This window comes from Streptomyces sp. NBC_00016 (assembly GCF_045040885.1).
GTDB lineage: Bacteria > Actinomycetota > Actinomycetes > Streptomycetales > Streptomycetaceae > Streptomyces > Streptomyces coriariae.
Map to the genome: position 1 here is coordinate 1,963,745 of NZ_CP108304.1, position 15,398 is coordinate 1,979,142.

The following is a 15,398-nucleotide window of genomic DNA, read 5'->3' on the forward strand; positions in this document are numbered from 1 at the left end:
CCCTCGCGCGGTCAGTTGTCGTCCGCGGGGCCCCCGAAGCGCGCCCTGCCGGGACCGTGTTCGAGGAACGACCGGATCCCGGTGGTGGCGTCGGCGGTGCCGAAGACCCCCGTGAACAGGGACCGTTCGAGCGCGAGCCCGGCGGACAGGCCGGAGTCGGCGCCGTGGTCCACGGCCTCCTTGATCGCCTCCAGGGCGGCGGCGGGCCCCTCGGCGAGGCGCCGGGCGTAGCGCAGAGCCGTGTCGTGCACCTCGCCGGCGGGCACGACCTCGTCCACCAGCCCGAGCCGCAGCGCCTCGTCGGCGCCCACCCGGCGGCCGGTCATCAGCAGGTTCTTGGCCCGCGACGGCCCGACCAGCCGGGTCAGCCGCTGGGTGCCGCCCGAGCCCGGCATGATCCCCAGCTGCACCTCGGGCTGACCGAGGACCGCGTCGTCGGCCGCCACCCGGTAGTCGGCGGCGAGGGCCAGTTCGAGGCCGCCGCCGAGCGCGTACCCGGTGATCGCCGCGACGACAGGCACCGGCAGCCGGGCGACCTCGTCGAAGGTCCGTTGCAACGCCCGGTTCCAGCCCCGTACTTCCTCCGGGTCCATGGCCGCCAGGGCCCCGACGTCCGCCCCGGCGGCGAACAGCCGCTCGCCTCCGTACAGCACCACGGCCCGCACCGCGCGGCTGTCGGCCAGCTCGCGCACCCGGGCGGCCAGCTCGCCGCGCTGGGCGGTGTCGAAGGCGTTCATCGGCGGATGGTCGAGCCGGACCGTGACGACGGGTCCGTCGGTGTCGAGGCGGATACGGGGCACGGGGCCTCCTCCGTGGGGAAGCGACATCACGCCCGCCTGGATGGTTGTCGACCGGTGCGCTCCGTCGTAAAGTGCGGCAAGAGTTTTATAGACCAAGAGGTACACTAAATCTTGGGAGCGGGCAACCGACCGGTCGGGACAATCCCGGCCGCCGAGCCGGAGAGTCGCCGTGCACAATTTCTCGAGCATCCTCGATCACCACCTGGCCCAGCGGCCCGACGCCGTGGCCGTGACGCAGGAGGACCGCCGTCTGACGGTGCGCACCCTCCATGACCGGGTCAACCGGCTGGCCGCCGGTCTGACGGAACTGGGCGTCGGACGCGGCGACGTCGTGGGCCTGCTGCTCTACAACCGGCCGGAATTCCTGGAACTGGTGTACGCCGTCAATCGCGTCGGAGCCGTCTTCCTGCCGCTGAACTACCGTCTGTCCGAGGAAGAATGGGCGTACATCCTCGACCACTCCCGGGCGAAGGCGGTCGTCACCGAGCCGGAGTTCCTGCGGGCCGCGGACCGGATCGCCGAGAGGCTGACCGGCCTGGAGCGGCGGATCCTGGTGGACGGCACGGCCCCCTCGGACCGGTGGACCGGTTACGAGGCGCTGCTGGAGAGGCACCGGGGCGCGCGGGTGGAGCCGGCCGACGTCGAGCCGGACGACCTCCAGCGGCTGATGTACACCTCCGGCACCACCTCACGGCCCAAGGGCGTGCGGATCACCTACGGGAACCTGCACGCCAAGAACGTGGCGCAGATCGTGCAGTTCGGCCTGACCGCGGCGGACACCACGCTGGTGGCGGGCCCGCTCTACCACGTCGGCGGCCTCGACATGCCCGCCCTTGCGGTGCTGTACGCGGGCGGCGGCGTGGTCCTCCAGCGCAAGTTCGACGCCGCGGGCGTCCTGCGGGCCATCCAGGAACACCGGGTCACCAACGCCTGGCTGGCGCCCGTCATGGTCAACGCGGTCCTGGAGGTCCCGGACCGGGAGTCGTACGACACCACCTCGATGCGCTTCATCGTGGGCGGCGGCGAGAAGACCCCCGAGCCGGTGCTGCGGCGGATCATGAACGCCTTCCCCAACGCCTGGTTCGCCGACGCCTACGGACTGACCGAGACGGTCTCCGGCGACACCTTCCTCGACCGGGAGCACGCGCTGTCCAAGCTGGGCTCGGTCGGCCGTCCCGTGCCGCACACCCGGGTCAGGATCGTCGACGACACGGACACGGAGGTCCCGGCCGGCGAACTGGGCGAGATCACCCTGCGCGGCCCGAAGGTCTTCGCGGGCTACTGGCGCGACGAGAAGGCCACGGCCGCGGCGCTCAGGGACGGCTGGTTCCACACCGGGGACATCGGACACGTCGACGAGGACGGCTTCCTCTACATCGACGACCGCAAGAAGGACATGATCGTCTCCGGCGGGGAGAACATCGCCACGCCCGAGGTCGAACGGGTCCTCTACGAGCACCCGGCCGTTCTGGAGGCCGCGGTGGTCGGCCTGACCCACCCCCGCTGGGGCGAGGTCCCCCGGGCCTTCGTGGTGTTCCGGCCCGGGACCAGCGCCGGGGCGGACGAGCTGCGGGAGTTCTGCCGGGAGCGCCTGGCCGGGTTCAAGGTGCCGGCCCGTTTCGACCTCGTCGGCGAACTGCCCCGCACCCCTTCGGGCAAGGTCCTCAAGCGGACCCTGCGCGACGTCCCCGTGGAGGGCTGAACGATGGCCGACGTCAACACCGATCTGCGCCTGGACGGCAGGACCGCCTGGGTGACCGGCGCGGGCAAGGGTCTCGGCCGGGCGATCGCCGTCGCCCTGTCCCAGGCGGGGGCGGACGTGGCGGTGACCGCGCGCACGGCCGCCGATCTGGAGAGCCTGGAGGCCGAACTCGGCGGGCACGGCGGCAAGGTGCTGGTGCTGCCGGGCTCCGTGGCCGACCCGGACACGGTCCGCGCGACGGCCGGGCGGATCACCGACGCGACGGGGCGCCTGGACGTCCTCGTCAACTGCGCGGGGGTCAGTCCGCACTTCACCCGCAGCGAGTTCGTCACCGACGAGGACTGGCGGCGGGTGCTCGACATCAACCTCCAGGGCACCTTCTCCTGCTGCCGCGAGGCCGGCAAGGTCATGCTGGAGCAGGGGTCCGGTTCGATCGTCAACGTGTCGTCGGTGCACGCGCGCACGGGCTTCGAGCGGATCGCCGCGTACGCCGCGAGCAAGGGCGGTGTCGAGGCCCTCACCAGGGCGCTCGCCGTCGAGTGGGCGGACCGCGGGGTGCGCGTCAACACCCTGGCGCCCGGCTACTTCCGTACGGACCTCAGCTCGGGGCTGCTGGACAGCCGCTGGGGCGAGCGGATCGTCCGGGGCACTCCGCTCGGCCGGGTGGGCGACGCCGGGGAACTGGGCGGCGCGGCGGTGTTCCTCGCCTCGGACGCCTCCCGGTTCGTCACGGGTACGACCGTCACCGTGGACGGCGGCTGGACGGCGTGGTGACCGCCGTCCGGACGGCCGGCTGACAGGACGGGGACCGGCAAGAGCGGCCCGGCCGAGCCCGGCCGGTGCCGTACCGGGATCCGGCCCGCGCGGCGCACGGTCCCGGAGCTGTGCCCGCTCCGGGACCGTGCGCGGTCAGGTCGCGGGTCAGGCGTCCTCGGTGACCGGGGCGAGCTTCTCGCTGGTGTCGAAGTGCACGACGCCGGCGAGGGTGCCGCCCAGGATGGCCGCGCGGTCCTCGTCGGAGACGGTGTCGTCGAAGTTGTCCGCGATGCACTCGGCGCTGCTGCGGAAGGTGCCCTCGGCATGGGGGTAGTCGTTGCCCCACATGACCGTCGACACTCCGGTGATGTGGCGGGCCTTGACGGCCGTCGGGTCGTCCGCGAACTGGACGTGGATCTGGCGCCGGATGTACTCGCTGGGCTTGAGGGGGTAGGGCCACTTGCCGTTGATGGTGAACAGCCGCCCCATGGCCGGCTGTTCCTGCGGCGGGCGATTGTCGTCCCAGAAGCCGAGCCACCAGTCGGGGTCCTGGCCGATGCCCGTCCGGAAGGACTTGTCCATGAAGCCCATGTAGGAGACCAGCCAGCCGGCGCTGAACTCGATCAGGTTGAAGTGCAGTGCGGGGAACCGCTCACAGACGCCGCCGCCGACGAGGTCGGCGATGATGCGCTGCGGGCTGGAGAACCCGGCGGCGGAATTCTGGAGCCGGCCCGACACCATGTCGTCGGTCAACTGGCCCTTGCCCATGTTGACGGCCGTCATCATGCTCCGGACGGTCAGGGCCGTCTCCGAGGTGCTCTCCTTCGTCTTCACCCCGCCGGTCGCGACGTGGATGAACACCGGCATCCCGTGCGCCTGGGCGGCCGCCCACAACGGGTCGTACGTCCGCGACGCGTACGGCACGGGCGGGGTCTCCGGGATCAGGATCGCGCCCAGCCCGAGGCGCGCGCACCGCTCGATCTCGGCGACGGCCTCGGGGATGTCCGTGACGGGGATCGCCGCTGTCGGACGCAGCCGGTTCCGGTACGGGAGGAACCGCTCGGCTATGTAGTCGTTCCACACGCGCGCGTGGGCCATCGACAGCTCGTGGTCGTCGGTGAACAGGACGAACAGGGAGAGGTTGGGGAACATCACCGAGGCATCGACGCCGTCGAGGTCCATGTCCCGGATGATGTGCTGCGGCTCGCCGTCCGGGGTCTGCCCGCCGAACTGCCGGTACTTGGAGATGGTCCAGCCGTCGTAGCCGATGGTGTGCAGCTTCTTGAACTCGGTGTGGCCGCCCTCGACGATCGGCTCGTCGAGCGTGAATTCCTCTTCCCAGAGCGCCCGTTCCCTGAGGTGCACGGGCAGCCGGGTCTTGAACAGATCGACCGGCTCGATGATGTGCGAATCACCGGACACGACAAATTCCCTGAACACAGGCGGTACCTCTTTCGAACATCGTCGTTCGTTGCAGAACCCACCCCGGGGATACCGCCGAAGTTAGCTGTACCGAACGGTCTAGTCAATGATTCCGCCTACGGAGTCACCGGTCGGCCACGGCACCGAATCCCGACAGAACGCCCGTGCGCCACGAGCGCGGGTACCGGGCGACGATCGCCTGCTCGACGGGCGTCACTCGTCCTGCACCGCCGCGCACAGGCCGCCGTCGACGACGATGTCGACGCCGTTGACGAAACTCGCCTCGTCCGACAGCAGGAACGCGGCGACCGCGGCGACCTCGTCGTACCGGCCGGTGCGGCCCAGCGGCGTGCGCTCGATGAGCCGGCGCACGGACTCGTGCCGGGCCGCCTCCTGCCGGGTCCCCGGCGTGTCGATGGCACCGGGCGAAAGGGAGCACACACGCGCGCCCACCGGCCCGAGCCGCACCGCCTCGGCGCGGGCGAAGCGGTGCACACCGTAGGTGGCCCACGGGTACGCCCAGGCGGGATCCTCGACGGCCGGGCCGATCGCCTCGCGGATCCCGTCGAGGAACCCCTCCTCCAGCGGATCGTCCAGTACGGCCGCGACCACCGGGTCGGGGTCGATGTGAGCGATCAGCGGGGACACCGAGGCGCAGTACACGAACGCCGTACCGGCGGTGGCCAACGGACGGAGCGCCTCGGCGACCAGCGCCGTCCCGACGAAGTCGACCTCGAGGATCCGGCGCCAGCCGGCCTCCCCCGCCTCGACGCCGTCGGCGTGCGCGACCGCCCGGAGGGTGCCGAGCTCCCCGGCCCGTCCGGCCAGCCGGGCAAGGGCCTGTCCGTCGGTGACGTCCGCTTCGAACGGCTCGACGACGGCCCGCACGCCCCGCCCGGCCAGGTCCTTCGCGACTGCGGCCGCCGCCGCCTCGTTCCGGTCGGCGAGCAGCAGCACGTCCACCATGTCGGCAAGACGCCGCGCGCACGCCTCTCCCGTCCCGCGGCCCGCGCCGGTGGCGATACCTACCCTGGTCATGCGTCACTCCTCACTGGGGACACTCGTCACAGGACGAGTGTCTCGCGGCCGACGGCGTCCGGGACCGCCCGGACGCCGGTCGCGCCTGCGGAGAGCCGTGACCGCGCCACCCGGGCCGGTCCCTTTGACGTACCGTCTGGTCTAGCAAACCGAGCGATGCCCCGGAGCCCGCTTCCCCCGGATCTGCCGAAAAAGCCGTCCGACGTGGTCCCGGGGGTCGCCTTGATCGACGTCGTCACGTCAAGCGGGGAGAGAAGCGATGCCACGACCGCCGGGCCATGGACCGGGTTTCGAGGTCAGACGCCAGAAGATCATCGACATCGCGGCGTCGCTGTTCGCCCAGCAGGGGTACGCGGCGACGTCCATCAACGACCTGGGCCGGGCGGTAGGCCTCGCCAAGGGAGCCCTGTACTACTACATCGGCTCCAAGGAGAACCTGCTCGTCGAGATCCAGGCGCGGGTGATGGGACCGCTGCTCTCCCGCGCCCGCCAGATCGCGGACCTCGACACGGATCCCCTGTTGCGGCTGCGGCTGCTGTCCGAATCGCTGCTCACCATCATCTTCCGCAGGCTCGACCACATCTGGGTCTACGAGCACGACTACCGCAGTCTGAGCGGCGCGGAACTGAAGACCCTGCTGGGCCAGCGTTCCGACTTCGAACAGGTGATCTCGGGGCTGCTCGCGGAGGCCGTCGACCAGGGCACCTTCCGCGCGATGCCACCGCGGCTGGCCACCCTGCAGTTCCTCAATCTGCACAATCACACGTATCAATGGGTGCGCACGGACGGGCAGTGGGACGCGGCGTTCCTGTCCCGCGAATACTGCGCGACCCTGTTCCGCGGCTTCGGCGCACCCGACCACGCCCTGCCGAAGCTCGAGAACCAGGCCGAGGCGTTCAAGCACGACCGCCCGGAACTGCCCCTCGATCCCGAGGCCGGCTGGAATTCCCCGCCCGCCACCGAAGCCGAATCCCAGCCCGGATCCGCATGACGAAGGGGCCCGAGCCGCGCCGGCGCGCGCCGGGCCCTCCGTCGTCCCTCCTCCCTGGTCAGCCCGCAAGCCCCTGAGGCCCACCGCGCGCACGCTAGTCCCTCGGGCTCCCGCCCCCCAGCGCACGCTGCCCCCGCCCGCCCGTTACCTCGAACACGATGCAGCGACCCGCCGGACCCTCGTCGGCCACCGGCTCTCCGCCACCGACATCGTCCTGCCCCCGGCTCTGGCCGCCGGCCAACACCCGATACCCACGCCTGATGTCGGCGGTGCCGGCAGTCGCGCCGCGAGCAGGACCACCTCGCCCGTCACGCGCCCCCACTCACCTGACTGATCCCGTGGCCCGGCGGCGGGCGCCTCACGACCATCCCTCGCGTGCGCCTCGGTCACCTGGTCTCGCTCATGGCCTGGTTCTCCGCCCATTTTCCGGGCGGGCGGGACATTCTGATCAGAGCCGCCCGGCGCCCGCCGGCGCGTCCGCCGTTTCGGCCGGTCTCGACGGCCTGCTGACGAACGCCGACGAGGGCTCGCCGTCAGGTCTGGTCCTCGGCCGGGCATGCCCTCAGTTCCGCGAGGCGGGCGAAGGCACTGGGGTTGCCGGCGTCGCCGGCGGCCCGGGCAAGTTGGTCGGCCTGCCGTCTGTCCCCTGCCATTTCCCGCATGATCGCGAGCCGTACCATCGCCTGCGTGTCACCCGAGTCAGCCGCGATCCGGGCCAGTGCCTCAGCCGCTTCCCGGTCTCCCGCGGCTTCCCGCATATCGGCCAGGCGCACGACGGCAGTGGTGCTTCCCCGCTGAGCGGCCTGCCGGGCGAGGCGCGCTGCTCCTTCCCGGTCGCCGGTGAGTTCGCGCATCTCTGCGAGCCGGGTGAGCGCACTGGTGTCTCCGGCGTCGGCCGACAAGTGCGCCAGCATTTCGGCTCCCTCACGGTCCCCCGCCGCTTCCCTCCAGTCGGCCAGGCGGGCCGCGGCGCTGGGATTACCGGCCTCGGCGGCCTGCCGGGCAAGACGTATCGCTGCTTCCGCGTCTCCGGCGGACACCTTCATCTCGGCCAGCCGGGCAACGGCGGTGGGGTTGCCCGCTGCGGCGGCCTCCTGGAACAGACGTTCCGCACCCTGCAGATCCCCGGCCGCCTCTCGGATGGCGGCGATGCGGATCAAGGCGAAGCGGTGACCGGCCTCGATGGCCTGTTGCGCGAGCTTTTCGGCTTCCTCGTGCGCACCGGCTGCCTCACGCATCTCGGCCAGCCGGACCAGGGCGAAGGACTGGCCGGCGTGTGCGGCTCGCCGGGCGAGCCGCTCGGCTTCCCCTCGGCGCCCGGCGGACTCCCGCTCGGTGGCGAGCCGGGCAAGCGCGCTGGCGTTTCCCACCCGGCCCGCACGTTGATAGAGGCGCTGGGCTTCGTGACGGGCCGTCGGCCCGCCGGTTTCCCGGATGGTGGCCAACCGGACGAGGGCCGTGGTGTCACCGGCTTTGGCGGCCAACTGCCCCAGCCGTTCCGCTCCTTGGGTCACCCCTGCCAGCTCTCTCACCTCGGCCAGGCGGACGAGCGGACCGGTGTCGCCCGCCGTGGCCGCCCGCACGGCGAGTTCCTCGGCCCTCTTCCGGTCCCCGTCGGCCTCGAGGATCTCCGCGAGCTGGCCCAGTCCTCTGGTGTCGCCCGCGTCGGCGGCACGCTGCGCGAGAGCCTCGGCCTCCTCCCTGTGGCCGGCCACGTGACGTATGACGGCCAGACGGACGAGAGCGCCGGTGCTCCCCGCGTCGGCGGCTTGCTGGAGAAGCTGGTCGGCTTCCCCCCGGGCGCCGTTCGCCAGTCGGATCTCGGCGAGCCGGGCGATGGCATCGGTGTCCCCCGAGTCCGCCGCCCGTTGGGCGAGTTGCTCGGCCCATCGGAACCGGTGGCGGAGCCGAGCGGCATCAGCGAGATTGACGAGGCTTTCGGGGGTGAGATGGTCGTGTGCGGCCTGCCAGAACGACGCAGGAGGGCACAGGCGTGCGCGGCCGCGCCGCCCGTGCTGCTCGAGGTAGTCGGCAAGCCGGTAGGAGTGCGCAGGCGCGGTCTCCGTCACCGGGGATCTTCGAGTGGGCCGGGGCCGGACGCGCCGCAGGGGAGCAAGGCGTCCGTGCACCGGTGAGGTCACGTCGGCGAACGCCTGATCAAGCCAGTTGTCCGCGAGATCGTCGTATTCGTCGTCGCTGAGGTAGTCCTCCGCGGCCTGCTCGAGGAAGCCGACCGGCAGGTGCAGCCCGGCTCCGAGACGCCGTGCGTCCATGGCGACTTCGAGCAGGGCGCGAACGGGCGGCCCGGCTGTCTCGTAGCGGCGCAGAAGCTCGGGTGCTCCCGCGAGGAACTGGGTCAGCCGACCGCTGTCGGTGTGCTGCAGAGCATGAGCGAGCTGGCGGTCGCCGGCAGCGGCGAGGGCCCTTGCCTTGGTGATGGCGATGTGGTCGAAGCGGTCCGGCAGCGTGATGAGCCGCCCCGCCAGCAGCGCGCGAGCCTGCGGATGCGGATCGGGGCTCCCGGAACGAGGCAGGGCCAGGTAGTCGTTCTGGTACTCGGTCCACAGAGTTCCCAGGAGCAGCACGGGGCTGCGCGACACATCGGTGAGCAGCCCGTGGACCGCGGCGGCGATCCGTTCGCCGCTCTCCCCACCGAGGTACTGCTGGGCGTCGTTCAACCACACCACGGTCTGCGGCTCGACTCGGTTGAGATCGGCGAGCGCCGCTTCGGCCCGGGTGGGGTCGAAGGGGTGCCACAGCCTCCATCCGAGAGCGGCCAACGGCTGCACGGCCTCCCAGCAGGCACGTGTCTTGCCCGTCGAGGACGACCCCACGAGAACGGCCATCCCGCTGTGCCCCTCGTCGGCGGCCTCGACGAGGGTCGCGAGGTGCTCGTCGTGCGGGCGGCGTACGTAAGCAGGCAGTGCCGCCGCCCGGCCCGGCCGTCTCCGGTCTCCGGGACCGCCGGGACCGGAGCGCGCGGACGGTGCCTCGATGGCGAAGTGGACTTCAAGATCATGAGGGTCCCACATGCGGATCGGCCGGCCAGGCGCTCCGGTGGCGGCGAGGGCGGCCGGGCCGCGTCCGTACGCGGTGTCGAGGAGACCCAGCAGCATGTTCACGTCCAAGCGCAGGGCTCGGCCCAGCGCTCCCACCGTGTCCGCGGAGGGCCCGGGCGCATCGGGACTCAGTGCCCGGCTGACCGTGGTGCGCCCCAGCCCGGCCGCGCGCGCGAGCGCGGTCTGGTTGATCCCCCGGGCCACCCGCCCTGTTTCGAGGCGCGACCGCAATTCCGCCAAGGCCGCGGTGTCGCGCACATCGTCCATCCCCACGCGGAGCCCCCACCCCTGCCCGTCCCCGGTTGTTCGCCCATGTTCATCTTCGACCAGCGCACCACGATGAACATGGCATCCCCGAAAGTCGGTGACACCACAGCAGCCACGCCGACCGTAAGGAACTGCAACGATGTCCGACCACAGCGCCGTGATCCTCCTCGCCTGCTCCCTGGTGATCTTGACCGGGGTCCTCATCGCGGTCGCGGCCGGCTATCTCGCCCGCCGCGACCAGGCCTCGTATCCGGCGTCAATCACCCGGGCAGCAGCGGCCTTCACCTGCACCCTCACCCTGGCCGGCGCTCTGGTGACAGCCATCACCAACATGGCACAACGGTGACCGGTCGCGTCGACGGGTGCTTGTTCCTCACTGGTGGCGGCAGATGTCACGACACCCGAGAACCGAGAGTGTCACGCGCACCCCGAAGGACAAGGCCGGGACGGGGCGCGAAGTCGTCCAGGCGCCCTCCTCCTGTTCGCGTCGGCACGCGTGCATCGCGGGCGGGGCGGCCCGGGGCCGACGCTCTTCCCCAGGTCCGGCCACACCGGCGGCGTCGATCACGATCGCCACGAAGACCTCGCCCTCCTGGCGGAGGCTGCCCCGCCTTCCGTGAGACGGCGAGCGGAGGCAGTCAGAGGCAGCGACCTCTCTCCATGAAGGCGGCAGGCACGCCCGCAACATCGCACTGCGCTCCGGCGAGTCGCGTGCGCTCCACTACATCCGCCGGGCGTGGTCCAGCGCCTCAGAAGCGGTCAGCACCACCAGGGCACTGGGCTCCCGGCCCGAGGCGTACGAGGTTCTCGCCGCGCTGCGCGACCGTATCGAGACGACGGCCTGGCGCGGGGAGCGGGGACGGACCGCGCTGCGGGTGCTGCTGGCGCATCTGAACTTCGCCGAGATCGCGGGCGGCCCGCTACACCACGCCAGCGAGCGGCAGACCGCCGAAGAGGCAGGCATCTCCCGGACGACATTGCGGGCCGTCTACGAGAGCGTCCTCAAGCCGCAGGGCTGGCTGCGCCGGTTGCGGGTCGGTCATGGCCGGGAGGGATCGAGCTGGTACTTCAACGCGTCGCCGTCTCGTTTCCGGACCACTCAGTACCCCCCGACCCGGCACTTGAGGAGTCGCCCACCACGGCCTCGGCAGCCCCGCCCTCATGATCCTCAGCGCTCTGCACCAGCGCCCCCACCAGACAGCTGCCCAGCTCGTCGGGACCTCCTCGGTCTCCCGCGTGAGAGCCGAGACGAGCAAGCTCCCGAAGACCAGGGGAATCCAGCCCGTTGGCCCTCCATCGGTCTGCATCGCGATCCCGAACGCCCTGGTGTCGGACCCGTCCGGGGTTGATCAGCGACAGGCGGCGCTGTGGTGGTGGGGTCGCGGGCCCCAGGAGCCTCGTCCATGAGACGGCCGGGTCAGGGGGTGCACATGCCGCGGCGCGCCGACCCCAAATCAGGGGCCGGCACGCCGCCGGGTCGTGCCGGGTGTCAGTTGCCCATCAGCCAGCCGCACTCGAGCGGTTCAACGAGGCTGCTTTTTCTTGATGTTTCCGATGTAGAGACAGCAGGCCCCGAAGATGCAGACGGTGAGGAGCAGGAGCACCCAGCCGCCCGAGTTGCCCGCCGCGATCAACGCCACGGACAGGATGACTCCGGCCACGGCGAACAGTGACGTGAACAGCATCCACCGCTTCACCGCCGCACGCTGCTCCACGGACCATCCGACGTTCGGCATGTGCACTCCTTTGGTAGGGGTCCGGGGCCTGACCGAGCCTGGCGTCGGCCCCGGACATCGGGTTCTAACCTCCGCTGACCGCGTTGGAGGCGATCTGTCCCACACTCCACGAGATGGCGTAGCAGCCGGCCGCGGCTCCCAGCGAACCTCCCAGCGTCGCGGGCGCGGACGCGGTCACGGCGGCGCCGCAGGCTGCTCCGGCCAGGCCACCGGCCACCACGCCGGCGACATCTCCCCACAGGGCCCTGGAGTCCCCCTGGTACAGGTGCGCGGCACCCGTCACGAAGTCCCCGGCCGGGCCCAGAGCACCCGCTACGGAGCTGAGGCTGAGGGTGCCCTGGGGGTCGATGCGGTTGACGGGGTCGCCTTCGGCGTACAGGTAGGGGTTCTGTTCCTGGCCGGAGGGGTCGGGCTGGGTGAAGCGGCCGATGTTGGCGTCGTAGTAGCGGGCCTGCAGGTGGTACAGGCCGGTGGGGTCCTGGTAGTTGCCGGCGAAGCGGTAGGGCTGGGCGACCGGTTCGGTGGACTGGGCCAGGATGCGCACACCGCGGGGGCTGTAGGCGTAGCTGTCGACCTTGTTGCCGTCCTCGTCCGCCAGACCGATGACGCTGCCGATCGCGTCGGTCAGGTAGAAGTAGGTCTTGCCTCCGGTCGTCATGGAGTTCAAGGTGCCCCCGGGTTCACGGTTGAAGCCCATGTCCGTCCCTGCCGCGGACTTGGCGGAGAGGCCGAGCGGGCCGTTGTGGAAGTAGGTGTCGCCGAGGCTGACGCGTTCGCTCTGGTCGGTCGAACCGTACTGTCCCGCGTACGTCTTGCCGTTCACCGTGATCGACGTCATCTGCGAGTGATCCGACCACTTCTCGCCCGTACGGATGTAGTCGTCGGTGGAGGCCGCGGCGGTCTCGTTGCCGATCGCGTCGTAGGACCAGGTGCCCGTGGTGCTGGACTTGCCGGTGAGTTCCTGGGCGTCGTTGTACGTGTAGGTGGTGCCGCGCGGGCAGCCCTGCTCGGTGCCCTGGGAGGTGAGGTTGCCGGCCAGGTCGTAGCAGTACTGCCAGGAGTCGGCGATCGTGCCGCCCTTCTCCTCCTTGGCGTAGGAGAAGCGGCCGGCCCCGTCATAGCTGTAGGTCCGCTTGAGCCCGGTGACGCCGTCGGCGCTGGTGCGGATCTTGTCGCCGTCGATGGTCCCGTCGGTGCCGTAGCCGTAGGTGTAGGCCAGGTCGACCAGGGTGCCCTGACCGGAGGTGACCTTGATGGCCTTGGGGCGGCTGGACGCGTCAGGGGTGATCTTCTGCACCGTGCCGCCGGGGTAGGCGGTGGTGGTGCGGACGTCGTTGCTGTCGTACTTGTACGTCGTCGACCGGCCCTGCGGGTCCTTCAGTTCGGTGAGCTTGTTGACCTCGTTCCAGGTGTAGTCGACCTTGCCGGCGGGGTCCTGGTAGTAGTCGACGTTTCCGGCCGGGGTGTAGGCGAGCAAGGTCTGGGAGCCGTCCTGCAGATGGCGGACCGTCTCCCGCTGCAGCGGGTCGAAGTCGTACTTGATGGTGCCGGTGGCGTCCGAGCGCTGGGTGAGGTTGCCGTCACCGTCGTACCAGTAGCGGACGGTGTCGTCGGTGGAGGACACCGTCTTGATGCGGTCGAGGCTGTCGTAGACGTAGACGGTCTTGATGCCGCGGGCATCGGTGACGGTCTCGGTACGGCCCAGGGCGTCGTAGGTGTATGTCGCCTTGTCCAGCGGCGCCGGGGGCTTGGCCCAGTCCAGGTTGCCCTTGGCGTCGTAATGGAAGTCGGTGGTGACCGTCTTCGTCGACGTCATCTTCGTCTTCTGCGCACAGCGCTGGCCTTCGAAGCCGCCGCAGGTGGGGGTGGCGGGGTTGTAGTCGTAGGAGACGCTGCCGCCGCCGGTTCCCGTCTGTGCCACGGACTTGGTGTTGCCTGCCGTGTCGTAGGTGAAGGAGGTCTTCTCCCCGTCGGCGTTGGTGGAGTCCTTGGGCACGTCGCCGCCGGCGACGGTCTGCCAGGTATTGACCGTCTTGCCGCCCGTCGGTGCGACAGCGGTCTCGAGGTTGTTGCGGGCGTCGAAGCCGTAGTCGGTGACGTTGCCCGGGGTGGTGCCCGAGCCCATCGCGTCGACGGCGGTGTCGATGTTGTGGTTCGCGTCGAACTTCGTGGAACGCTTGTGCTGGAGAGCGTCCAGGACCTCGGTGACCTGGCCGTCGCCATCGTGGGTGTACTTGGTGGCGTGGAGCTCAGGGTCGGTCGCAGTGGTGATGCCCGCCGCGGTCGGAGAGCCGGCGCTGTAGGCGTAGGTCCACGTGGGGCCGGTGTGGCCGTCGCTGTCGAAGCCGGTGCCGCGCAGCATGGACGTGACGCGGTTGGTGTCGTCGTAGGTGAAGACGGTGACCCGGCCCTCAGCGGTGGTGATCTTGTCTATGCGGCCGGAGGTGTCGTACCGGAAGGCGACGGTCTTGCCCTCCGTGTCGGTGGTGCCGGCCAGATTGCCCGCGCTGTCGAGGTTGAACACGGCGGTGCGGCCGGTGTTGTCCTTGGCCTGCCACTGTGAGGCGTCCGTCTTGAGGAGGTCGATCCAGCGGCCCGAGCGGGTGTCGGTCAACTCGAAGCCCTTGTGCTCGCTGCCCTCGTCGTGCTGGGCAACGGTGATCGTTCCCTTGTTGCGGTCGGTGACCTTGGTCAGCGTCCCGTTCGCGTCGTAGGTGTCCTTGGCGCCCGACTTCCACTTGGTGAGCGTGTAGGTACCGTCGGAATTCTTCTTCAGGTCCTGCGAGTAGCCCTTGGGTGTGGTGAAGGTGCCGTCGCTGTTCTTGGTGAAGCGGACGGTTGCTCCCGAGGCGTCGTAGAAAACCGCCTCGGTGGAGGAGATCGACAGGTAGCGCTCGTACTGCTGCCACCAGCGCTGGGTGACCTTCCCCCAGGGAGCGTCCAGCGAGTTGTACGTCCGCGCCAGCATAAGGCGCTGTCCCACGCCGGCGACGTCGAAGTCGGTCGCCGTCAGCATCAGGTTGCCGGTGGAGTAGTCGATCCGCGCGGTCAGTGCGTCGGTGATTGCGAAGCTGGTGTAGCGATGCCAGGGGACGTCACCCTGTCCCTCCGGCACCACGCTCAGGATCGCGGCATCACCGGCGGCCGCGGACGCATTCGCCTTTCCGGAGCCGCCCTTGGCACGCTCGCGCTGGCCACGCGACCAGGGCACAAGAGCATCGCTCGTCGGATTGGTCGCCGCCTTGGATGCCACCGGCCTGTTCGAGCCGACCTTCACCGTCGGCATGCTGAAGTCGGGGCTGCCCGAGCCCCACACCGTGGCAGGTTTGGTCTCGTCAGCCACCGCGCTCGCGCCCGCAAGCACCGAAGCGGACAGCGCGGTGATCGCGACGAGAGCCAGCGCCGGCAGGCGGGTGGATCTCTTACGGGCACGCTGTGACGGCATGCCGAAGACACGCGTGTGCATGGCTTCCCCCCATAGAAAGCAGATCCCAGCAACCCCGGCGGCCACCAGGCGCCCACAACTTGTCACGGCAATCGCACAAGAGCTCGGGCTGTTCCCGTGATCCCGTCCGTCATACGGGCGGAAACCAGCCCCTCCCCTCCAGTCGTACAAAGCCCTCAGAA

At 70.4% G+C, this 15,398-nt stretch carries 10 protein-coding genes; 4 read left to right on the top strand and 6 right to left on the bottom strand.

What is annotated here, in order from left to right; genetic code table 11:
• Nucleotides 1-11: 11 nt before the first annotated feature.
• Nucleotides 12-827: an enoyl-CoA hydratase/isomerase family protein gene (locus tag OG933_RS08820; protein WP_405626352.1), complete on the bottom strand. Its 816-nt coding sequence runs from the start codon at nt 825-827 to the stop codon at nt 12-14.
• Nucleotides 828-969: 142 nt separating this feature from the next.
• Here OG933_RS08820 and OG933_RS08825 point away from each other — a divergent pair, with 142 nt between their 5' ends.
• A complete protein-coding gene (locus OG933_RS08825; protein WP_405626354.1) occupies nt 970-2,502 on the top strand; it encodes an acyl-CoA synthetase in 1,533 nt (510 codons plus the stop codon).
• A 3-nt stretch (nt 2,503-2,505) separates the two neighbouring features.
• Nucleotides 2,506-3,276, top strand: coding sequence for an SDR family NAD(P)-dependent oxidoreductase (locus OG933_RS08830; protein ID WP_405626355.1), 771 nt, complete (start codon nt 2,506-2,508; stop codon nt 3,274-3,276).
• Nucleotides 3,277-3,423: 147 nt separating this feature from the next.
• Here OG933_RS08830 and OG933_RS08835 read toward each other — a convergent pair whose 3' ends face one another.
• Both OG933_RS08835 and OG933_RS08840 read right to left on the bottom strand, forming a co-directional pair.
• Nucleotides 3,424-4,680, bottom strand: a complete 1,257-nt coding sequence (locus tag OG933_RS08835; protein WP_362526744.1) for an amidohydrolase family protein — start codon at nt 4,678-4,680, stop codon at nt 3,424-3,426.
• A gap of 213 nt (nt 4,681-4,893) precedes the next feature.
• Nucleotides 4,894-5,718 (bottom strand): SDR family oxidoreductase, encoded by an 825-nt coding sequence (locus OG933_RS08840; RefSeq protein ID WP_405626357.1) that lies wholly within the window; start codon nt 5,716-5,718, stop codon nt 4,894-4,896.
• Between the two features lie 259 nt (nt 5,719-5,977).
• Between OG933_RS08840 and OG933_RS08845 the strand changes: the two genes are divergently transcribed.
• Nucleotides 5,978-6,709, top strand: a complete 732-nt coding sequence (locus tag OG933_RS08845; RefSeq protein ID WP_405626358.1) for a TetR/AcrR family transcriptional regulator — start codon at nt 5,978-5,980, stop codon at nt 6,707-6,709.
• A 533-nt stretch (nt 6,710-7,242) separates the two neighbouring features.
• Here the strand turns inward: OG933_RS08845 and OG933_RS08850 are convergent.
• The gene (locus OG933_RS08850) at nt 7,243-10,035 is read right to left on the bottom strand and encodes a transcriptional regulator (RefSeq protein ID WP_405633291.1); all 2,793 of its coding nucleotides are present in this window, start codon (nt 10,033-10,035) and stop codon (nt 7,243-7,245) included.
• Nucleotides 10,036-10,174: 139 nt separating this feature from the next.
• On the opposite strand from OG933_RS08850, the gene OG933_RS08855 reads away from it, so the two are divergent.
• Complete coding sequence (locus OG933_RS08855) at nt 10,175-10,381, top strand: hypothetical protein (protein ID WP_362526751.1); 207 nt, start codon at nt 10,175-10,177, stop codon at nt 10,379-10,381.
• A gap of 1,177 nt (nt 10,382-11,558) precedes the next feature.
• Here the strand turns inward: OG933_RS08855 and OG933_RS08860 are convergent.
• Nucleotides 11,559-11,771, bottom strand: coding sequence for a hypothetical protein (locus tag OG933_RS08860; protein ID WP_362526754.1), 213 nt, complete (start codon nt 11,769-11,771; stop codon nt 11,559-11,561).
• Nucleotides 11,772-11,835: 64 nt separating this feature from the next.
• A complete protein-coding gene (locus OG933_RS08865; protein WP_405626361.1) occupies nt 11,836-15,237 on the bottom strand; it encodes an RHS repeat-associated core domain-containing protein in 3,402 nt (1,133 codons plus the stop codon).
• Nucleotides 15,238-15,398 lie beyond the last annotated feature (161 nt).